The organism is Petrotoga sp. Shatin.DS.tank11.9.2.9.3 (assembly GCF_003665005.1).
GTDB lineage: Bacteria > Thermotogota > Thermotogae > Petrotogales > Petrotogaceae > Petrotoga > Petrotoga mobilis.
In genome coordinates this window covers 14,179-37,188 of the sequence record NZ_JGVT01000005.1, presented here as the reverse complement: position 1 = coordinate 37,188, position 23,010 = coordinate 14,179, and the positions used below count along the sequence as shown (strand labels likewise).

The 23,010-nt window shown below is 34.5% G+C and carries 17 protein-coding genes; 10 read left to right on the top strand and 7 right to left on the bottom strand.

Annotated elements, in window-relative coordinates; all coding sequences use genetic code 11:
• Window positions 1-85: 85 nt before the first annotated feature.
• The 6 genes from BZ25_RS05150 to BZ25_RS05120 form a co-directional block, all read right to left on the bottom strand.
• Window positions 86-1,462, bottom strand: a complete 1,377-nt coding sequence (locus tag BZ25_RS05150; RefSeq protein ID WP_121514613.1) for an NlpC/P60 family protein — start codon at window positions 1,460-1,462, stop codon at window positions 86-88.
• Window positions 1,463-1,465: 3 nt separating this feature from the next.
• Complete coding sequence (gene lysA / locus BZ25_RS05145; RefSeq protein WP_121567457.1) at window positions 1,466-2,776, bottom strand: diaminopimelate decarboxylase; 1,311 nt, start codon at window positions 2,774-2,776, stop codon at window positions 1,466-1,468.
• A gap of 9 nt (window positions 2,777-2,785) precedes the next feature.
• The gene (locus tag BZ25_RS05140) at window positions 2,786-4,639 is read right to left on the bottom strand and encodes an ABC transporter substrate-binding protein (protein ID WP_121567456.1); all 1,854 of its coding nucleotides are present in this window, start codon (window positions 4,637-4,639) and stop codon (window positions 2,786-2,788) included.
• A gap of 250 nt (window positions 4,640-4,889) precedes the next feature.
• Window positions 4,890-5,720: an ABC transporter permease gene (locus tag BZ25_RS05130; protein ID WP_121514614.1), complete on the bottom strand. Its 831-nt coding sequence runs from the start codon at window positions 5,718-5,720 to the stop codon at window positions 4,890-4,892.
• 13 nt (window positions 5,721-5,733) lie between these two features.
• Entirely contained in the window at window positions 5,734-6,687 is a 954-nt protein-coding gene (locus BZ25_RS05125) for an ABC transporter permease (protein WP_121514615.1), read from the bottom strand.
• A 20-nt stretch (window positions 6,688-6,707) separates the two neighbouring features.
• Window positions 6,708-8,210, bottom strand: a complete 1,503-nt coding sequence (locus BZ25_RS05120) for an ABC transporter substrate-binding protein (protein WP_121514616.1) — start codon at window positions 8,208-8,210, stop codon at window positions 6,708-6,710.
• A 631-nt stretch (window positions 8,211-8,841) separates the two neighbouring features.
• Here BZ25_RS05120 and murQ point away from each other — a divergent pair.
• Entirely contained in the window at window positions 8,842-9,738 is an 897-nt protein-coding gene (murQ, locus tag BZ25_RS05115; RefSeq protein ID WP_121567455.1) for an N-acetylmuramic acid 6-phosphate etherase, read from the top strand.
• 48 nt (window positions 9,739-9,786) lie between these two features.
• On the opposite strand, the gene polX is transcribed toward murQ, so the two are convergent.
• Window positions 9,787-11,499 (bottom strand): DNA polymerase/3'-5' exonuclease PolX, encoded by a 1,713-nt coding sequence (gene polX / locus BZ25_RS05110; protein ID WP_121567454.1) that lies wholly within the window; start codon window positions 11,497-11,499, stop codon window positions 9,787-9,789.
• Between the two features lie 175 nt (window positions 11,500-11,674).
• On the opposite strand from polX, the gene BZ25_RS05105 reads away from it, so the two are divergent.
• The 9 genes from BZ25_RS05105 to BZ25_RS05065 all read left to right on the top strand — a co-directional run.
• Complete coding sequence (locus tag BZ25_RS05105; RefSeq protein ID WP_012208327.1) at window positions 11,675-12,154, top strand: GNAT family N-acetyltransferase; 480 nt, start codon at window positions 11,675-11,677, stop codon at window positions 12,152-12,154.
• Between the two features lie 274 nt (window positions 12,155-12,428).
• A complete protein-coding gene (locus BZ25_RS05100; protein WP_121567453.1) occupies window positions 12,429-14,159 on the top strand; it encodes an ABC transporter substrate-binding protein in 1,731 nt (576 codons plus the stop codon).
• A 94-nt stretch (window positions 14,160-14,253) separates the two neighbouring features.
• Window positions 14,254-15,264, top strand: a complete 1,011-nt coding sequence (locus BZ25_RS05095) for an ABC transporter permease (RefSeq protein WP_012208329.1) — start codon at window positions 14,254-14,256, stop codon at window positions 15,262-15,264.
• A 1-nt stretch (window position 15,265) separates the two neighbouring features.
• Complete coding sequence (locus tag BZ25_RS05090) at window positions 15,266-16,099, top strand: ABC transporter permease (RefSeq protein WP_012208330.1); 834 nt, start codon at window positions 15,266-15,268, stop codon at window positions 16,097-16,099.
• Between the two features lie 5 nt (window positions 16,100-16,104).
• Window positions 16,105-17,124, top strand: a complete 1,020-nt coding sequence (locus BZ25_RS05085; protein WP_199676855.1) for an ABC transporter ATP-binding protein — start codon at window positions 16,105-16,107, stop codon at window positions 17,122-17,124.
• Window positions 17,117-17,923 (top strand): ABC transporter ATP-binding protein, encoded by an 807-nt coding sequence (locus BZ25_RS05080; protein ID WP_121514621.1) that lies wholly within the window; start codon window positions 17,117-17,119, stop codon window positions 17,921-17,923. Before BZ25_RS05085 ends, BZ25_RS05080 begins: the two co-directional genes overlap by 8 nt.
• Window positions 17,924-18,024: 101 nt before the next feature.
• On the top strand, window positions 18,025-19,365 hold the full coding sequence (locus BZ25_RS05075; RefSeq protein WP_121567451.1) for a GH1 family beta-glucosidase: 1,341 nt from the start codon (window positions 18,025-18,027) through the stop codon (window positions 19,363-19,365).
• 56 nt (window positions 19,366-19,421) lie between these two features.
• Window positions 19,422-21,692 (top strand): glycoside hydrolase family 3 C-terminal domain-containing protein, encoded by a 2,271-nt coding sequence (locus BZ25_RS05070; protein WP_121567450.1) that lies wholly within the window; start codon window positions 19,422-19,424, stop codon window positions 21,690-21,692.
• Between the two features lie 79 nt (window positions 21,693-21,771).
• Window positions 21,772-23,010: methyl-accepting chemotaxis protein (locus tag BZ25_RS05065; protein WP_121567449.1), on the top strand; the 1,239-nt coding region annotated here is incomplete at its 3' end.

Genomic DNA, 23,010 nt, shown 5'->3' with positions numbered 1-23,010 from the left:
GCCAAAAAAATTTTAGAAAAGCTAAAAAAATTTCAAAAAATATACCTCCCCCAAAAAGATAGAAAGATATAAATACTGTTATTTTTTATATTTTAAGAACTTGTGTGATTTTTACAGCAGATGAAAGAGAGTCCAAATAAGTAGTTCTCGTACCTAAAGTATAAGCAGAAAGAGGCATAATAAATGTACCATGAATATCGAAACTCTCAAAATCTCCATTAGTTTTTTTCTCTTTAAAGCCCGCCCCTTGATGTATTACATAGTATTCATTTCCAAATTTACCTAAATACATCATCACGTGACCTTTCATAAAAAGAATATCCCCGGTTTTTAAACCATCTAATATTATTTTTCTTTCTTCTGCTTGCTGAGGGAAAGAAGTTCTTTCAGCAGGAGTCATGATTTCTTGATACTTAGTATCTCTTGGCAAATATATTCCAAAACATTTAAATATATCCATTATATAACGTGAACAATCTCTATTGTAATCGCTCCCTCCCCAGCCATATCTTTCACCAACCATTTTAAACGCTTGTTTAATTAAATTTCTCTGGTTGAAATCAAGGAAAGAAGTTTTTACTTCTTTTGCCGAAGAAACTGGAAAAATCCCATATGTTTCATTGTCCAATCTATTTTTAAGAGGGATTTTTATCGGATAACACCCTTCAGGAAATAGGGTGTTCATTTCAAAATAAAATTTTTTTGTTTCATTTTCATCTGCTAGAACTAACTTATCTCCCATCTGAAAACGAAATTTACCAATGGTAGGCAACTCTTCGGTGCAAACTTTACTTTCCATCAATATTAGAGTTCTTGTTGATTTATTGTAATCAAAAAATTCTTTTTTAGAAACTTCAATTAAACTTTTTCTGTTTATCCATCCTGAATAAAAAGAGCTCTGAACAAAATACCAATTTAGTTTAAAACTTCTTCTGTATATTAAAATCGGTTCTCCTGGTGAAAGAGTAGTGAGCCTGGTAATATCATGAAAAGGATAATTTGGTGTTATTCCCAATGGATATTTAAAAGGTAGTGATTTTAAGCCGCTTCTATCAGTTATTAAGCCAAAAGATATCGGAATATCCCCAGAAATCCCTTTTTTGAAATCTCGAAAATTTGAAAGAAACTCTTTTAACTTATCTTTGTTCAAAGGTCTTATTTTTTCACTATCTTTGAAAAATAAATTTTCTTCGATTAATTTTTTTAAATCTTCCATTGGCATTACTTTTTCAATTTCTTTTATAAAATCATTCCCTGTTATTTCACTTTTTGCATTTGAAAAATCGTAATAATAGTTTTCTAGATGAGATTCAACCATCTTCTTATGAAGAAGATGGTTGAATGATTTTATTTCATATTCATCCATTAAAATTTCATCGGGGTTATCCAACCTATCTATCCAAAAATCAGGATCATATAACCTTTTATCTTTTAAATGAGTATATATAAATTCATTTACCATTCTTTATCTCCATTCGCTATTTTCAACATCCCTTTTTATTAAATCATCGTAAATTTCTCTTCTTGTTATCACCTTGTGTTTTCCATTCTTGACTAAAACAATGGCGGGTTTTAGAAAACCATTATAATTACTTGACATCGAATAGGTATAATCTCCAGTAGAGGGGATCGCTAACAAATCTCCCGGTTTTATTTCTGGAAGGTAGGTATCTTCAATTAAAATATCTCCTGATTCACAAGCCCTACCAGCTATTGTAACCTTGTCTAAGTTCGTTTTTTCCTTTGGACAATTCGCAATAAACGCCTCATATTTTGCGCCATACAATGCAGGCCTAATATTATCAGCCATACCTCCATCAATAACTACGTATTTTTTATTTTCGGCTTTCTTGATTGTGCCAACAGTGTAAAGTGTGGTCCCAGCGTTAGAAATAATGTATCTACCTGGTTCTACTATTATTTTTGGAGAAGGATAATGAAACTCATTTGACAAAAATCTAACTTCTTGAATGACCCCTTTTATAGCATTCTGAATATCTATAGCTTTTTCAAAAGTCGAGTGCGCTACACCAAATCCTCCACCAATATCAATTTCTGGTAAAACAACCCCTGTTTCTCCTCTTATTTTGTTCAAAAGATCAAAAAAAGTCTTTACTAACTCCACATAAGGTCCTGATTCGTTTATTTGAGAGCCTATATGTGCATGAATACCTTTTATCTCCAAATTTTCAGAATTTTTGATGGATTTAATAAGTTTCAACATGTCATCAAAAGACATCCCAAACTTGGAATTTTTTTGACCGGTTGAAATATACTTATGAGTGTCTGGAGAGATGTTGGGGATAACCCTAAAATAAATTTTTGCCTTTTTTCTTAATCTTTTACTGATCTTTTCGATGTTTCTAAATTCATCTTCATTATCAACTATAATGTGACCTACCTCATTCTTGAGAGCCATAACTAATTCTTCGTTAGTTTTACTGTTTCCGTTAAAGAAAATTTTGTTTGCAGGAAAAGAACTATGAAAGGCTATATACAGTTCTCCTCCTGAAACCACTTCTAAAGACACATTCTCACTTTGTAAAATTCTACAAAGCTCTGTATTCAAAAATGCCTTCGAGGCATAAGCGATTTCATAATTAGTATAATCAGCACTCTCGAAGGCACTTTTTAACTTTTTAATATTCTCCCTAATTTGAACTTCGTCTAACACTAATAATGGAGTACCATACTCATTAGCTAAATGAGTACTTTTTACCCCAGAAATTTCCAATACTCCATCTTTATCTATTTTCAAGTTTTCCGTTAAAAACATTCTTTCTCCTTAATCTTCTTTAGTATAAAGGTAATAATAATCTCCAGGCCAGATGGGATTATCTATCCACCCTTTTAACCAAGATCGCTGAACCCTTATCCCTTCTGGTTGATAAAGTGGAACACAAACCGCATATTTTGATACGAATTTTTGAACTTCTATATAGATTTCCTCTCTTTTTTGAGGATCTGTTTCAATTGCCGCTTTTTCTATCATGTCGTTAAGTGATTGACCAACAAATTCTGACCTAGGCAAGGTTGCAAAAGAGACATAATTTTCTCCATAATACAATCCATAACGTCCTTCACTGTGATAATATGTAAAAATGAAATTGTGAGGATCAGGATAATCTGCTATCCATGCTATAACAAAAGCGGGCATCATCAAGTTTTCTCTTTGATCAAGATAAGTTGCCCATGGTACTCCTCTAACCTCAACTTGAAACCTTGGATTGATTTTTTCCAAATTATCTCTTATATTTTCTGCAGCTATTCTCCTTGTATCATTCCCTGTATTGTATAATATTGACATTTTAAAACCAGTTTGCCATAATCTTCCATTGTAAGCCAGTTTAAAATATTCTTCTGCTTTTTGAAGGTCAAATTCATATAAGGGAAGAGTTTCATCAAAACCTAAAAATCCACTTGGTAAAGCTGTTGGTATACGCGCTCCCAAACCATTTAAAACTCCTTCTATCATACCTTCATAATCAAAAGAATAAGCAAAACCTAATCTTACGTTTTCGTCTCTAAAAAAATCAGTTGGTATTCCTTCTCCATCTAACTGACCCGATCCTATGTAAGGCGATTCTGGATTAATTGTCCAATTGAATTGTAAAGTCTGAGTTTGAACTTCCGGTGTACCTTCAAAAACTGTTACATCTTTCATCGATTTTACAATATCTAAATATTCAACCGGAGTATCTATAATATCTGCATCTCCTGTTTCAAGCATAGCTCTTCTTGTTGACCATTCCTCTATGGCTTGAATGATTATTCTTCTTATTGGTGCGGGACCTCTCCAGTAATCGTCGTTCCTTTCAAGTGTTACCCTTTGTTGAGCGTGATCCCATTCTACTAATTTATACGGACCAGTTCCCATCGCATGGTCTGCGTATGGGGATTGTTCTTTTGTCCATCCGTGATACTTCCACCAACCTTCGGCATTTCCATCCCATATGCCTAATTCTATAGAGTATTCTTCATCTAATATTGCACCCCAACCACTTCCAGCAGCAATTACATTCAAAAATGGGGCAAAAGGTCTTGCCAAATGAACATGAACTTCGTTACCTTGAACTTCTACTGCAGGATCTATTACATCATAATAGAAATTAACTAGAGCATCTTCGTATTCTGGAGTTGCTGGATTCATATCATCATCAAATATGGTATCCCATGAAGCACCTACATAATCTTCTACCAAAATTTTAATATCCGAAACCCCAAACATAGGATCTAAAAACATCCACATTGGACCTCCGGCAGGAGCATACAAGATGCCTCTTTCGAAGGTATATTCGACATCTTCAGGGGTTAAATCGTTACCGTTGTGGAATTTCACACCTTCTCTTATTGGGAAGACATATGTTGTTCCACCATCTCTCAAATAACCATTTTCAACTGAAGGGACAACCGTTGAGAGCATAGGAACAAACTTACTCAGACTTTCTCCATCGTATGCTACCAAGTTATCGTAAACATTGAAAATAACTTCACCACTTGCAGCGTCGTAAGCATGGTGAGGATCTAGAGTATCCGCTTCTCCGATAGTGGCATCGAAGATGATATCGGGGTTTTTCACCTGAGACCAACCAGAGACAACAACTAACACAGCTACCAAAAGTACAAACAATCTTTTCATACTAATACCCCCCTTTTTGTTAATAAAAAGTTAAATAGATTAACTAGTACACACATATGTTTATATTATACAACAAACTTAACGCTAATTCCTAATTAATATTAAAATTCAGTGTTAGTAGGGGGTTTTTCGTACAAAAAACATCTCACTTTTCTGTTATCTACCTGAAAGTATGGAGGTAGATAATTCTTGCATTTTTCCATAGCAAAGGACAACGAGGTTCAAAAATAATTGGATTCTTACCCCACATTTATCTAAAAAATTTGGGATCCAGAACATCTCTTAAGCCATCTCCTAAGATATTTATACTCAAAACTATAATTGCTATAATGGCACCTGGAAGTAAAGTCAGCCACGGTGCTGTTAAAATAAAATTCGTTCCTTGACCTACCAATCCCCCTAATGTAGGTTCTGGAGGTGGAACTCCTAAACCTAAAAAACCCAGTGAGGCTTCTGTTAAGATGGCTGTTGAAAAATTCGTTGTAAAGGTAACAATAAAAATGGAAAAAATATTAGGAAGGATCACTGTTAGCATAATCTTAAAATCACTTTTCCCTACTATTTTTGCTGCCTTTACAAATGTTAGCTCTCTGATTGAAATGACTGATCCTCTTATAGTTCTAGCAAAGATTGGTACATAAACAATTCCTATAGCCACTATTAAATTAAATGTTGTCGCTCCAAACAAAGCTACTATAAATAAAGCAAGTACTAAAGAAGGAAAGGCAAAAAAAGCATCAATTACTCTGGAAATGATTTGATCTACTAACCCTCCATAATAACCAGATAGAAGGCCTAAAAGAGTTCCTAAAACCGAAGAAATTATCATTGCACTTAAAGCTATTTCCATACTATTTTGTATTCCGTATATGCTCCTGGAAAATATATCCCTACCAAACTGATCCGTCCCAAAAATATGAGTAAAATTTGGTGATAATAAAATACTTTGAGAATCCATTTTAAGTGGGTCATAAGGAGCAATTATTCCCGGAAAAAAAGATATAAATATCACGATTCCCAGAATGATAATACTTATTACGTTTAAAGGGTTTTTAATAAAATTTTTTAAAAATCTTTTCATATATACATACCTCTTACTCTAAATTTACACGTGGATCTATAATGGTATAAATGAAATCTATTAACAGATTCAAAATTACTATAACAATAACGATAAAAAGAATAATTGCCTGAATGACAGGATAATCACGTTGATTTACCGATTGTAAAAGAAGTCTTCCTAATCCAGGAAGCGCGAACATGTTCTCAATAACTATAGATCCACCAAATAAATATCCTAATTGAATTCCTGTAATAGTTATTATTGGTGTTAATGCATTTCTAAAAGCATGTTTATATATGACTTTATTCTTGCTAAGCCCTTTGGAATATGCGACTTTCACATAATCCATCGAAAGCACGTCGATCATACTAGTTCGCGTGATTCTTAAAATCTGAGCTGCTATCATTAAGCCAAGGGTGAATGAGGGTAACAAAAAAATTTGAAGGTTTTTTAATGGATTTTCAATGAAAGCAACATATCCAAATATACTAAAATTATCAAAATAGAACGAAAATAAAACAATAAAAATGGTTCCAATCCAGAATGCCGGAGAAGACAATCCAACCAGACCAACAACTTTAATTGAATTATCCACGTAGGTATTCTTTTTTAGAGCAGAAATCATTCCCAATGGAATTCCAATAATAATGCTAAATAAAATCGATAATAAAGCCAATTCTAAGGTAACAGGAAGACGTTGCACCAACAAATCTGCAACCTCTTCCCCCGTTCTTAGAGAAACACCTAGATTCCCTGTAAACAAACTTTTTAACCAGATAAAATACTGACTTATTAAGGTTTTATCAAGCCCAAAATCTTCATACATTTGATATATTTGTTCTTCGGATAAAAAATTTTGGGTACCTATGATCAGATCAACTACATCGCCAGGCACGAGTCGAACTAAAACAAAAACTATAAGAGTTACTAAAAGAACAGTCGGTATAGCAAGCAATATTCTTCGAATAAAATAGCTAAAACTCATTAAACATACTCCTCCAAATGTTATTCTTCAATCCACGTTTCCCTCAGGAAAATAAGACTTTCATTTGCAAGTGGCTTGAACCCTTCTACATAATTCTGACTTGCATACAAAACATTAGGTGAATACAAAAATAAAATAGGTGATTCTTTTACTAAAATGTTTTGTAGTTGATTGTATATTTTTATCCTTTCTACCACATTAGGCTCTTTTCTACCTTCTTCTAACAATTTGTCAACTATACTATTATTGTACAAAAACACGTTTGTAGAACCATTAGAATGAAAAGTCCTAAAAAATTGCACATCTGGGTCTATAGATCCAGAATTTAAAGAAACAAAGCTGTCAAAATCGCTTTCTCTCCATTTGCTGATAAAAATCCCCCATTCTACTAATTCAATATTAACTTTAACACCTATTTTTGATAACTGAGATTGTATAACCTGAGCGATTTTATCAAAACTATATCTACTGGCGACAACTATATTAAATTCAAAACCATTTGGATATCCTACTTCTGCTAATATACTTTTTGCTTTTTCAGGATTGTATTCATATTCTTCAAAGTTTTCTGGAGATATAGCCCATGGTTTGACAGTTGGATTCATAGGTCCTACAACAGTACCTTCTCCAAAAGCGACCATATTAATAATTTCTTCTCTATCAATTGCTAAACTTAAAGCAGAACGAACACGAGGATTATTTAGAGGTTCTCTTGTTGTGTTGAAACCTAGTAGATAATAACTCAATACCGGCTGTCGATATATTTTAAAACTATTACTTTGAAGTGATCTTAAGGTAAGAGGCTCTTTAATTTCTATTAAATCAACGTCTCCATTTCTTAAAGCAGTTGTTCTCGATATTTCTTCTGGAATAATTCTAAAAACTATCTTATCTAAATAAGGTTGTTCAGGAACAAAATAGTTAGAATTTTTTTCCAAGGTGATATGATCCCCTGGAACATATTCTGAAATAAAAAATGGTCCTGTTCCATTAGTTTTTAATTGCAAATTATTACCAGCTTCAACGAATTCTTTTGAAACTATTGCACTATTGGTACTTGCAAAATTAATAAGCAAAGTATTAGCCATAGGAACTTTTAATTTAAATTGAATTCTTTTTGAATCTAAAACCTCAATGCTTTCTACTTCTGAATAATATGCAGCAGCAGGAGACCCAACCTCTTTATCCATAATCCTCTCAAATGTATAAAGTACGTCTTCTACCGTTAATCTTTCACCATTGTGAAAGTAGACATCATCTCTTACCGTGAAGATTATCGTATTAGGATCTGGTATTTCATATTTTTCTGCAATATTTGGAACTAAATTCATATTTTCATCATATTTTAACAACCCATCATAGACGTTTTCTAATATTCTAAAGGATGCAAATGCCGTAACTAAATTTGGATCAAATCCTACAGGTTCTGTTTCAATTCCAATTTGAAGTACACCTCCACTTTGTTGCGAAAAGCCGAATATAACCAAAGTAAGAACACTCAATACCAAAAAAAACTTTTTCATCTTTGTTCCCTCCTTAAAATTTTTTGAAAATACTATATTCAGAAAAACTAAAACCTATTTTATACTCCTTCTCTCCTATACTCCCTAATTTATTCAAAAATAATCAAAGTAAATTTGGTTTCAAATTTCAAACTCTTTCTCTTTCATCTTAACTTTATTGTATAGATATGGTGCTATGGTTAACCGTATAAACAGATTTTATACTTTTGCCCTCTTCGTATAGTTAGTATAATACCAAAATTTTGTTAAGATTGAGAAAGTATCAAACTGTAAAAAAAAGAAATTAAATTTGTATTTAAGTAATAACTTTTATTTGAAATGCTTTTATTTTCTAATTATACTATTATATTTTTTCTTTTGCAAATTAGAAATAATGAGCTATAGTCTTCTAATCCAAAATAATTGCCTGTAATCTCTAATAATCACCCTTAACTAAAAAAAATAGTATTGACATATTGTTATAACTTAAGATACAATATATATAATCAAAAAAATGGGAGAGCATATAAGCTATAAAAGTACGGAATTTGCACATACGGTTTTAATGAAAATATTCAAACTTCTTTGCTTAAAATGCTCAAAGGAGAAATAAAACCAACTGGGAATTTACCAATTAAACGGAGGCTAGAAAATGCTAGAGAATCTGGAAACCGAAAAAAGTAACCCTAAGACTCAGAATTTGGACGAGATGGACATACATGAAATACTAAGAATAATTAATCAAGAGGATGCAACAATAGCGTTATCCATCGCCGAAAATTTAGAGAATATAGAAAATGTGGTTGCCAACTGTATTTCAGCCATTAAGAATCACGGAAGAATCATATATGTTGGGGCAGGGACGAGTGGTAGAGTAGCCGTTGTAGATGCGGTAGAAACAGTTCCAACTTTTGGTATAGATTCAGGAATCTTTCTCCCCTTAATCGCGGGAGGAGAAAAAGCCTTCTTTCAAGCTACAGAACATGTTGAAGATTACGAAGAAGGTGGGAAAATAGACTTAGAAAAAAATAATGTCCGTTCTGAAGATTATGTAATAGGTATAACTGCTAGCGGGCGAACCCCTTATGTAAAAGGTGCATTATCCAAGGCAAAAGAAATAGGATGTAAAACAGCTTTGATTTGCAACGTAAAAAACCCCGAATTGATGAAAATCTCAGATATTGTAGTTTCTTTAAGAACGGGCCCTGAAGTCATTGCAGGAAGCACAAGAATGAAAGCTGGCACAGCCCAAAAAATGGTTTTAAATATGATAAGCACCGTTACTATGATAAAACTTGGAAAGACTTTTAAAAACTATATGGTGGACGTTAAAATCATGAATCAAAAATTAGAAGAAAGAGCAGAAAGAATAATTTCTGAGGTAACTGGATTGGATAAAAAAACCTGCAAAGAGTACTTAATCAAGGCTGATATGAAACCCAAATTGGCAATATTGATGATTTTATCTGGAAAAGACAAAGAATTTTGTATCGAAGCTCTAAAGAAAAACGAAGTATTGAATGAAGCATTGAAAACATTAAAGAATTAAACTCATAGGAAAATCCCCATATTTGGGGATTTTTTATCAAATTATATTTCATTTTCGTTTGAAAATTTCATACATTTGATCGATATTATAGGTATTTATCACGTCTTTTGCTTCAAGCCAACCTTTACGTGCGATACCCACTCCATATTTTACGTCTTGTAGTCCTTCAACTCTATGAGCGTCTGGACAGATGGCAAGTTCAACTCCTTTTTCTTTTGCATATTTAATGTAACGCCAATCTATATCTAACCTATGAGGGTTTGAGTTTATTTCAATTATTTTATCGTATTCAGCACAAGCATCGATAACTTTATAAACGTCAAGATCATATCCATCTCTTGAAAGTAATAGTCTACCCGTTAAGTGTCCTAAAATCGTTGTGTATTTATTTTTTACAGCTTTTATAATCCTTTCAGTCATCTCTTCTTTGCTCATCTTAAAATTAGAATGTACCAAAGCAATTACAAAATCAAACTGTTTTAATAAATCTTCTTCATAGTCCAGTGAACCATCTTTCAAGATATCTGATTCTATGCCTTTTAGTATCTTTATATCCGTATATTTTTCATTCAATCTATCAATTTCATCGAACTGTCTTAATATATCTTCCTCTTTTAAACCATTTGCATATCGGGCAGATTTACTGTGATCTGTAATACCGATATACTTGTAACCTAGTTCTCTTGCACCATTTACCATCTCGGTAAGAGTATTCGCCCCATCGCTGTAATTAGTATGTACGTGAAAAATACCTTTGATATCTTTTTCTTCAATCAATACTGGTATTTCACGTTTCTCAGCCGCTTCAATTTCACCCATATTTTCACGAATTTCAGGTGGGATATAAGACAAATTTAATTTTCTGAATATTTCTTCTTCATCGTGGCATTCGATGAGGGTATCCCCTTTAAATAACCCATATTCGTTCATCTTTATACCCATTCGTTTTGCCCTATTTCTCATGGCGGTGTTGTGCTCTTTACTACCGGTGAAATGGTGCAAAGCGTACGGGTACTCTTCATCCTTTACTACCCTTAAATCAACATTAATACCAGATTCTAAAGTTATACTTGTCTTCGTATTCCCCTTAGCAATCACATCTCTTGTTTTGCCATATTCTACAAATCTTTCCATTAATTTTTGTGGATCATTAGTAGTTGCCAATATATCTATATCTTTTACTATTTCCTTTTTTCTTCTGATACTTCCAGCTATCTCACACCTTATAACGAGCCCTGTTTTAAGTAAATATTGTTTGAGTGAATCAGCTTCGGAATATGCTTCTGAAAATAGATGCTGGTTGCTAAACCTTTTTACAAATTTAATACCTTCTAAGATTTTCTTTTGAGTCTTTTCTCCAAATCCTGGGAGCTCAACCAGCCTATTTTCAAGGCAAGCATACTCCAGTTCTCCAACGGTTTTTATATCCAATTTATCGTACAAAGTTTTTATCTTCTTAGGTCCCAGACCTGGTATTTTTAACATCTCAACCAGACCTCCGGGAATCGATGCCTTTAAATTTTCGTAGTATTCGAGTCTTCCTGTGGTGATAAGTTCGGTAATCTTTTTATTGATGGCTTCGCCTATCCCTTTGACCTCTTTTAGTTTGTTATCCTTCACTAATACTTCTATATCTTCATCAAGAGTTTCTAGAGCACGTGCAGCATTATAATACGCCCTGATTTTAAAAGGGTTTTCTCCTTTTAATTCCAGTAAAAGACCTATCTCGTCGAGAATATCTATAACAGTTTTTTTATCCATTTTACTTCAGCTCTCCTTCGTTCAGCAACTCTCCCAGATAGGATTGGGTAGGGCTGGAAAAGCAGTTGACCTCGGTTGATATTATATCATTCTTAACGTCCATTTTAAAACGATTAATCTGATGGTATAATCGTTTAAACTTTAGTAACTCAAATAAATTAAGAGGAGTGAAAAAATGGCAGATATGCTTGTGAAACTTTACGATTTGAATTATGATGAGAAGGTATTTACTGAATTAAAAGATTCAAAAATAACAGTACGGAGGGCAAAGGCACCTGAAAAATTTATCGTTTTGAATTGGATCAAAAAAGAATTTGGTGATCACTGGGCAAGTGAATGTGATGTATCTTTTTCTAACAAACCTATCAGTTGTTTCATAGCTGTAGACGAAGATAAGAACAAAATTATTGGTTTTTCTTGTTTTGATGCTACAAGCAAAAATTTCTTTGGTCCAATGGGTGTAGACAAAAATTACCGAGGAAAAGATATTGGTAAAGCGTTACTTTTAATAGCGCTAAAGAGCATGGAAGAAAGTGGTTATGCATATGCCATAATCGGAGGAGTTGGTCCTGCTAAATTTTACGAAAAAGTGGCAAACGCTACATTGATAGAAAATTCTGAACCAGGATTCTATAAAGGGATTTTGAAAAATTAAGAAAAACTACAAAAAACAGAGTTTTTATTAAATAAATTAAAATAATTACCCCTAATTGCTTCTCATCACCCATAATCAGATTTGCGATGTAACATGTTTCAGGGTAGTATTGTGTTGAGTCTCAATGAAACTTGTATTTTAGATACTACGAGCACCTTCCACCTTTTTGAAATTAAGCTGGGATGTTAAAGGGAGATAGGGGAATTTAATATAATTTTTTCATGGAAAGGCCTTTCCTTGATAATGTAACAAAAATATTGGAGGTGAAAAGAGTATGAAAAAAGCGTTTGTTGTGTTTCTTTTATTGGCAAGTTTGGTTATGGGAAGCGCGTTATTCGCTCAAGTAACCCAAATCCCCAGAGAAGAAGCAGTTTATGTCGCAGGTTTTCAGTGGGGACCACCAACAACGGATAATCCGCTTGCAGGTGGGCCAATGACGTTCGTTTCTGATCCTAGACAACATATTTGGATATATGAAACATTATTCACATGGGATCCCCTCAATGGAAAGTATGTTCCTATTTTGGGAGAATCCTATAAGTGGCTTGATGAACTAAGATTAGAGGTAAAAGTAAATCCAAAAGCATATTTCCACGATGGAGAACCCGTTACTGCAGATGATGTTGTATATTCCTACAAATTAGGGCAAAAATATCCACTAGGTCTACAGATTTGGGAATGGTTGAAAGATGTTTACAAGGTAGATAGCCACACTGTAATCTTCGAGATGAAACCAGATAATCCAAACAGATTGATGGTAGAAGACGCACTTGGAGCTACCTTCATTCTTCCAGAACATATTTGGTCTAAGGTTGAAGCAGAAAATAATTATGATTTGACCAAAATCAGACAGTTTAGAAATGAAAATCCCGTAGGCTCTGGTCCATACAAAGTTTTTTATGAAAGTCCAGAAACTATTATTTTAGTAAGAGTAGATAATTATTGGGGAAACGAAGCTTTACACGGTGGGAAAAAACCAGCCGCCAAATACATAGTGCATCCTATTTTCAAAAGTAATGACGAAGGTAGTTTGGCCTTTGAAAACGGTGAAGTAGACGTTTCTCAGCAGTTCACTCCAAGAATATGGGAAATGTGGGAAAAGAAAGGGCTTCCTGTTGGTACATGGTACGACGAGATCCCTTATCATATGCCTGCAACAATGCCTTCGTTGTGGTTTAACGTGAACAAATACCCTCTCAGTTTGCCTGAAGTTAGAAAAGCTATTGCATATTCGGTAAATTACGCAAGAATTTCCGAACTTGCCATGTCTAATTATTCTCCTAAGGTTCAAGCCAGTCTTATAATGCCCTACGGTGGTGAAGCAAAATACTTCGATGAAAACTTGGTAAAACAATACGGTTGGGAATACAATCCGAAAGAAGCTATAAGGATATTAGAAGAAGATTTGGGAGCAACAAAAGGTAAAGATGGAATATACGTTCTTCCCGATGGAACAAGGTTAGGCCCCTTTACCGTAGAATGCCCATACGGTTGGACAGACTGGAATGCTTCTTTACAAATCGTGGCACAAGGAGCAAGAGCAGTAGGTATAGACATCCAAACATCTTTCCCTGATGCACCTATAGCCTATGATAACAGACAAACAGGTAACTTCGATATGACGATGTGGGCACCTTCACAACCTGGACCTGCTCAACCCTGGTTGAGATTCCAAATAGCTCTTTATTCAAAAGGTGTTCCCCCAGTTGGACAAATCGCATACAGTAACTTTGGAAGATATAAAAATGAATGGGCTGACCAACTCATCGATATGATTCCAAAAGTTACCGACGAAAAAGAATTAAAGAATCTCTATACAGAGTTAGATCAACTATACAGAGAAGATATACCGATGTTCCCATTAATGTATAGACCTCAAACATTTTACGAATACAATGAAACTTACTGGACAGGTTGGGCAAACGCAAAAAATCCTTATGCACCACCGATGCCTTTGGTAGGTGCAGGGATGGAAATGTTGTGGCATTTAGAACCTGCTAAATAAAGTAATTTATTATCCATCGATTAAGCCAAGAGTTCGTGGAGGAAGTTTCAGCCTCCATGAACTCTTTTAAATATACCTTCGAGAGGTGAAATACGTGAAAGGATTTACGAGGTATTTTTTTCAAAAGCTTTTTTGGTATCTAATAGCTTTTTTCTTGGCTTTATTTTTGAATTTTTTCTTACCAAGACTCATTCCAGGAGATCCTATTTCAGTTATAGTAAGTAAAATGATGTCTGGAACCGTAGCAAGTGAGACGCAGGAAAGGGTTTATCAATCTTTTGTCGAAGAGTTTGGATTGGACAAACCTTTACCTATCCAGTTTTTCAACTATATAGGAAATGTTTTTAGAGGTGATTTAGGAACGTCGTTCAGTTTGTACCCCCTTTCTGTTAATGAAGTTTTGGGAAACGCTATTGTATGGACTATTTCTTTACAATTTCCGGCAATAATTGTAGGGTGGATATTAGGAAACTTACTGGGAGCCGCTGCTGCTTACAGAAAAGGAGTTTTCGACAAAACTATTTTTCCAGTGGCACTATTCGTTAATTCTATCCCTTATTATGCTTTGGCAATCATATTACTATACTTTTTTGGAGTTTACCTGGGATGGTTCCCAATTGGCGGTGGTTACAGCAGAACCTTGCTCCCTTCTTGGAGTTGGGCTTTTGTAATTGATGTCTTACACCATTACTTTTTACCCTTTATTTCGATTGTTTTAGTAACAATAGGGGGACAAGCCATAGGTATGAGAGAGATGTCAATATATGAATTAAATACAGATTATGTTACCTACAGTAAGATGTTAGGTATCAAAGATAAGAAGATTCAAAGCTATGTCTTCAAAAATGCAGTTCTTCCTCAAATAACAGGACTTGCAATAAGTTTAGGTACGATGGTAGGGGGAGCTCTGATCACTGAGATAGTCTTTGGATACCCCGGAGTGGGAACGTGGCTATTCAACGGAATAAGACAGCTAGATTATCCGATGATCCAAGGTTCAACCCTTATAATAGCGATGATGGTTTTAATTGCTAATTTTATTTTGGATATGGTCTATGGACTAATAGATCCTAGAATTAAAGCTGCGCAAACGGAGGAGGGTTAATATGAATACAATAAAATTACTTTTGAAATCTCCAAAATTTTTAATAGGATTTGGCCTATTTATGTTTTTATTCTTAACTGCCTTCATATACCCTGCTGTTTCACCAAAAGATCCATTGGAGATGGTTGGATTTATGTACGAGCCCCCTTCCTCAACTTACTTGTTGGGAACAGATAACTTTGGAAGAGATGTGTTTGTAGAGCTTATTCACGGAATGAAATCCTCGTTGATTATAGGATTAATTTCAGGTGTTATTGCAACAACAATAGGTATAACTATAGGCCTTTTTGCTGGCTACAAAGGAGGAACCACTGATAACATATTAAATTCAATAACTAATATATTTTTAGTTATACCTCCATTCATAATACTGATATTGATTACGGTTAGTTTAAAAAGTAGGTCCTTGTTTGTTATGGGATTAGTATTAGGAGTAACCTCTTGGCCATGGACTGCTCGTGCGGTCAGGGCGCAATCACTCAGTTTAAGAAATAGGGAACATGTTGATATAGCCAGGTTAAACGGTGCCAGTACTGTAGAAATTATAATACGCGAAATAATGCCTTATATCTTATCTTATATATTCATGGCATTTATACTCCAAGTTGCCACTGGTATTTTAAACGAAGCAGGAATAAGTATGTTAGGACTGGGTCCAAGTAATATAGTTTCACTCGGTACAATGCTTTCATGGGCACTATTATTTGAGTCTGTTAGATCAGGTGCCTGGTGGGCTTTTATACCTCCAGCTATAACCATAGCTTTAATCACTTTTTCGCTATATTTTATGAATTCGGGGATGGATGAATTATTCAATCCCAAACTTAGGAGTTGATGAGATTGGAATCTAAAAAGGTTATTTTAGAAGTTAACAATCTTAAAACCTACTATCAAACAAGGTTAGGAGAAAAAATAAAGGCAGTTAACAGCGTTTCGTTTAACCTATATGAAGGAGAAATCTTGGGAATAGCAGGTGAATCAGGTTGTGGTAAATCTACTTTAGCAATGAGTTTGTCAGGCTTATTTTTATCCCCTTTGAAATACGAAAGTGGATCAGTGTTTTTAAACAACGAAAATATCATGCAAAAAAAAGAAAATGAGTTGAGAAGTAATATACTGGGGAAAAAATATTCGTATATCCCTCAAAGTGCTATGAACGCCTTGAATCCAACACTAAAAATCAAAAATTTTGTTATAGATCTACTGAAAGAACACAATCCTAATATGACAGAAAAAGAGATTTTAAATTTGGCAAAAGAACGTTTTGAATCTCTTTCTTTGCCCCCAAGAGTTTTAAACCTCTACCCTTTAGAACTTAGCGGAGGTATGAAACAAAGGGTAGTTGTCGCAATCTCTACAATCATGAACCCAGAAGTTGTAGTAGCAGATGAACCAACTTCTGCATTGGACGTAACCTCACAAAAAATAGTGATAAAATTAATTAAAGATCTTTTTGACAAAAAAATAGTAAAAAGTATAATTTTTATAACTCACGAATTACCCATATTAAGACATATATGTGACCGTATCGCTGTAATGTACGCTGGAGAATTTGTAGAGATAGGAAATATGAAAGATGTAATCTTCGATCCTATTCATCCTTACTCACAAGCATTAATGCAGTCTATTTTAGTCCCTGAAAAAGGTATAAAAGGTAAAAAACTACCAAGTCTTCCTGGGTCACCACCTGACCTAAGAAAAATCCCACAAGGATGTAGGTTCGCTGATAGATGTCCTTTGGCAACTGAAGATTGTAAGAAAGAAGATGTCACTTTAACCAAAGTAGGAGAAAGATTTGTAAGGTGCATCAGAATAAAACATATTTTAACACAAGGGAAGAGGGTGACACCGTATGTCTAATCTCTCAAATGAAGATATAGTAAAAGTAGAAAATTTGACCAAAATATTTGGAAGTGGGAAAAAAGCTGTTAAAGCCGTAGATAACGTTACTTTTTCTATAAAAAAAGGGGAAATCGTCTCTCTTGTTGGACAAAGTGGAAGCGGAAAAACAACGGTAACTAGACTATTACTCAGGTTGTTAAAAGAAACAGAAGGCAAAATTATTTTTGAAGGTCAGGATATAACAGGTTTAACAGGGAAAGAAAAAAAGCTTTACTGGAAAAAAGTTCAAGCAATATTTCAAGATCCCTACGCCTCGTTCAATATATTTGCCCCGGTAAAAAAAGTTTTAATTGATGCTTTCAAGTTATTTGACAACAGCTTTACCAAACAAGAAAAAATGGCAAAGGTTTACGAAGCTTTGGAATCAGTTAATCTAAGACCTGAAGAAGTAGCAGATAAATATCCTTTTGAATTAAGTGGTGGTCAAAGGCAAAGGATAATGATAGCAAGGGCTCATTTGATAAAACCAAAATTACTCTTAGCTGACGAACCAACTTCTATGATCGATGCAAACTTAAGATCGGGAATTTTGGAGTTATTGTTAGGTTTAAGGGATACGGAAGGTACAACTATCATGTTCGTAACTCACGACCTTGGTTTGGCTTACTACGTCAGTGATAGACTTTTCATCATGCATGAAGGGAAAATAGTAGAAAGGGGAGATGCTGATAAAGTAATAACACACCCTGAGCACCCATATACAAAACAATTAATGATGGATGTACCAAAACTATCTGAAGAATGGGTTTTAAAATAACTTAAAATGAAATATGGGTGGGCTGCGGTGCGAAGGGGAGCTAAAGTAAGTTTTTGAGTTTGTATAGACAATAAAAACAACAACATAGGAGGAATAAAAATATGTCTGAAAAAGTTTTTCCAAAGGATTTCATGTGGGGAGCAGCTACTGCATCTTACCAAATAGAAGGTTCTCCTTTAGCAGATGGAGCTGGTCCTTCGATTTGGCATAGGTTTTCTCATACACCTGGAAATACATATAATGGAGACACTGGAGATGTTGCAGACGATCATTATAACAGGTACAAAGAAGATATTGCTTTGATGAAAGAGTTAGGATTAAAAGCGTACAGGTTTTCTATATCTTGGTCAAGAATTTTTCCAAACGGTAAAGGTAAAATCAACGAAAAAGGTGTTGATTTTTACGATAGATTGGTTGATGAATTACTCAAGGCAAATATAACCCCTTTTGTTACGTTGTATCATTGGGATTTACCTGCAGCTTTACAAGATCTGGGGGGCTGGACAAACAGAGACATTGCTTGTTGGTACACCGATTATGCCGATTACATGTTTCAAAGATTGGGGGACAGAGTAAAAAATTGGATTACTTTAAACGAACCCTGGGTAATGGCTTTTGTTGGACATTTTATGGGTGAACATGCACCTGGAACGAAAGATCTTTATGCCGCTTTTTCAGTTGTTCACAACCAGTTGCGAGCTCATTCAAAAACGGTTAAAGCGTTCAGAGAAGAAAATATTAAAGAAGGAAAAATTGGAATAACTTTATCAAATACTTCCCACGATCCTGCTACGGATTCACAAGAAGATATAGATGCCGCACGGTTGGCACACGAATGGACAAATTATCCATTGTTTTTGAATCCAATATACAAGGGTGACTATCCAAAGGGGATAAAAGAACATGCCTCTGAGTTTTTACCTTATAATTACGAAAATGATTTGGAAGAAATAAAAGAAAAAATCGATTTTGTAGGCATCAATTATTACTCTGGAGATCTTGTCAAGACCGATACAAAATCATTTCTAGGTGGAAAAACCATTGAAAGAGGTCTTTCAAAAACTGAAATGGGATGGGAGATTTACCCTGAAGGTTTCTACAAAATACTAAAAGGGGTTCAAGACGAGTACAATCCAAAAGAAGTGTATGTAACTGAAAACGGTGCTGCTTTTGACGATAAAGTAGTCAACCAAGAGGTACACGATGAAAAAAGAATAGAATATTTAAAGGAGCATCTTGAACAAGCTTTAAGAGCTATTCAAAATGGAGTTACTCTCAAAGGATACTTCGTATGGTCCTTATTAGACAATTTTGAATGGGCATGGGGCTATTCAAAGAGGTTTGGAATAGTATACGTTGATTACAAGACTCAAAAAAGGATCATAAAAGATAGCGGTGAATGGTATTCACAGGTTATCAAGAATAATTCTTTTGAATTCTAATCTTGCATTTAAAAGAAAAGACTTTTTTAATAGCAAACCAAAGGATGTGAAAAAATATGGAGAGGGATATAAAAAAGTTGATTTCTCAGATGACACTTGAAGAAAAGGCAAGTTTGTGTTCAGGCTTAGATAATTGGCACACCAAACCTATTGAAAGGTTAGGGATACCTTCAATTATGATGAGTGATGGGCCTCACGGCTTGAGAAAAGAAATCACAAATCCTGAAGAAAGCTTGTTGGCAAACAGCGCCCCCGCTACGTGTTTCCCAACAGCCGCTACAACAGCCTGTTCTTGGGATAGAAAATTAATTGAAGAAGAGGGAAAAGCCTTAGCTGAAGAATGTCAAGCTGAAGAAGTTGATATTATACTAGGCCCTGCTATTAACATTAAAAGGTCTCCATTGTGTGGAAGAAATTTCGAATATTTCTCTGAAGATCCATTCTTATCAGCAGAGCTGGCTACAGCATATATAAACGCTCTACAAAGTTATGGAGTAGGAACCTCTTTGAAACATTACGCTGCAAACAATCAAGAGCACAGAAGAATGAGTGTAGACGAAGTAATAGATGAAAGAACCCTAAGAGAGATTTACTTAGCAAACTTCGAAGGGGCAGTAAAAAACGGTAAACCCTGGACAGTAATGTGTTCTTACAACAAAGTGAACGGCACGCATGCTTCTGAAAACAAATACTTATTGACAGATATACTGAAAAAAGAATGGAACTTCGAAGGATTCGTTGTATCCGATTGGGGGGCAGTAAACGAAAGGGTAGACGGGTTAAAAGCAGGATTAGACTTAGAAATGCCTTCAAGTTTTGGAATAGGAGACAACAAAATCATACAAGCCGTAAAAAACGGTCAATTAGAAGAGAAGGTATTGGATGAAACTGTAGAAAGACTTTTAAAAATTATTTTCAAAGCGATCGACAACAGGAAACAAAACGCAACATACGACAAAGAAGCTCATCATCAATTAGCGAGAAAGATCGCAAGAGAAAGCATGGTACTTTTGAAAAATGAAGACGATATACTTCCAATTAAAAAAGAAGGAACTATAGCCATAATTGGAGAATTCGCCACATCACCCAGGTATCAAGGCGGTGGAAGTTCGCATGTAAACCCTATCAAGATAGATAATCTGTTAGAAGAGATAGAAAAAATAACTCAAGGAAAATCTAAAATTCTTTACGAAAAAGGATACCATCTTGACTCAGATGAAATCGATGAGGAACTTATAGAAAAGGCTAAAAGATCTGCAAAAGAATCTGACGTCGCTGTAATCATCGCAGGTTTACCTGAAAGATACGAATCAGAAGGGTACGATAGAGAACATATGCAGATGCCCCAAAGCCATAACAAGTTGATAGAAGAAATCACTAAGGTTCAACCAAATACGGTGGTGGTATTAAGTAATGGTGCCCCAGTTGAAATGCCTTGGGTTGATAAAGTCAAAGGGCTACTAGAAAGTTACCTAGGAGGCCAAGCATGGGGAGGAGCTGTTGCAGATATACTCTTTGGTGAAGTTAATCCTTGTGGGAAATTGGCGGAAACATTTCCAAAAAAACTGAGTCACAATCCTTCGTATCTAAACTTCCCAGGGGAAGACGATAGGGTAGAATACCGAGAAGGCGTATTTGTAGGGTACAGATATTATGACAAAAAACAAATAGATCCATTGTTCCCATTCGGATACGGTTTAAGTTACACCAATTTTGAATATACCAACCTAACAATAGACAAAAGGGAAATAAACGATAACGAAACGTTGAATGTTAAAGTGAAAGTTAAAAATACAGGAAATATGAGAGGCAAAGAAATAATTCAATTGTATGTAAAAGATATAGAAAGCCGAGTAAATAGGCCAGAAAAAGAACTAAAGGGGTTCGAAAAAATACAACTTGAACCTGGCGAAGAAAAAACTGTAAATTTTAAGTTGGATAAAAGGGCTTTTGCTTATTACAACACAGAGTTAAACGATTGGCACGTAGAAAGTGGAGAGTTTGAAATATTGGTGGGAAAATCGTCAAAAGATATAATATTAAAAGAAAAAGTAAAAGTCCACTCCACAAAAACAATAAGAAAGAAGTTTCACAGAAATTCCACGATTGGCGATTTAATGGAAGACCCTATTGGTTCGCAGATCTTAAAAGAACTTATGAAAGATCAGCTTTCACAAATTTTCCCCGTCGATGAACACAGAAACGAGGAGTTGGTTTTATCGATGATGAAGTATCTGCCTCTGAGAGGACTAATAAACTTTGGAAGAGGAAAATTTACTGAAGAAATGCTGGAAGATCTTCTTAAGAAATTGAACGAACAAAGATAGAAATCTTTGGAGACGATCTCTTAGATCGTCTCTTTACTTTAATCACTCATTTGAATAAAAAAGGGGAAGGTGATCTTTTATGAAATCAAGATCCATTGGTAAAAGAATAATAAGTATAGTAATAATCATATTCATATTGTTCGGCCTTTCTATAATTTTCAATACCACTTCTCTTACCAAATCAAATGCTGGTTTGGAATCTTATAAAAATTTGTCAGACCAAGTTAATAATATAACAGAAGTAGAAACAGCATTTTTTGAAGCTTCTTTGAATTTTAAAGATTATAAAGATAATTACGAAAAGAATTTTGAAAACGCCTTTAGAGGAAATTTATCTAAAATAGAATCATATATGAATAATTTGCTTGACACCACCGAAGAATCTACCTCTTTAGTTTATATTAATGAATCTTTAAATACATATGAATCTAATTTCGATCAAATTGTACAATTAAATTTTCAGGCTAATACTTTTCTTTCGGAATACAATAAGCTAAGCGAATTACTTATTCAACAACTAAATGATTTCAATACTTTAACTAAACAATATAGTGTTTTGGCTTTTTCACTATTATCAGAAGATCCTGTTGTAACAGTGCAAAATATCAATGAAGAAGTTAAAAAATATTTCTCTTCTAAATCTTCAAGCGATAAAAACAATGTATTAAATATATTCTCAACCTTTAAAGACAATTTAGCTTTTGTAGAATTTGGATTAACCAACGATGAACTTAAAAATGCTTTTTCTGAGCTAATGGAAAGCCTCAACAATTTAGAAAGCACCTTCAACCAAATAGTCACAGCGATAGAATCCCAACAACCCATAATCGAACAGATGGAACAAGCAAGGGTAGAGATAATAAACCTGTTAGAAGAACAAAGAAATGAATTAAAGGTCCAACAAGACACCCTAGGTCCATCACTCATAGAAGAAAACAATCAAGCAATAACCTTGACAGCCATCTTAACCGCGGTTGCCTTCATAGTATCAATAATCATGGTTATCTATCTAATAAGGAGTATAACGAAACCACTGTTAGACTTCAAAAACAAGATAAACCAATTCAAAGAAGGAGACCTAACGGTAAACTTTGAAAGTAAAAGCAAAGACGAGATAGGTCAGATGGCTAACGCCCTATCAGAAATGAGTAAAGAACTGAGAAGATCCATGGGATCAATAAGACAGGCTTCAGACAAAGTAGAAAACGCATCAGAAAGTCTAACACGATCATCACAAGAAAGCAGGAAGAACTCAGAAGAACTCAAAGACCAGATGGACAAGATACAAACAAGTACGGAAGAAACGGCAGGAAACGTA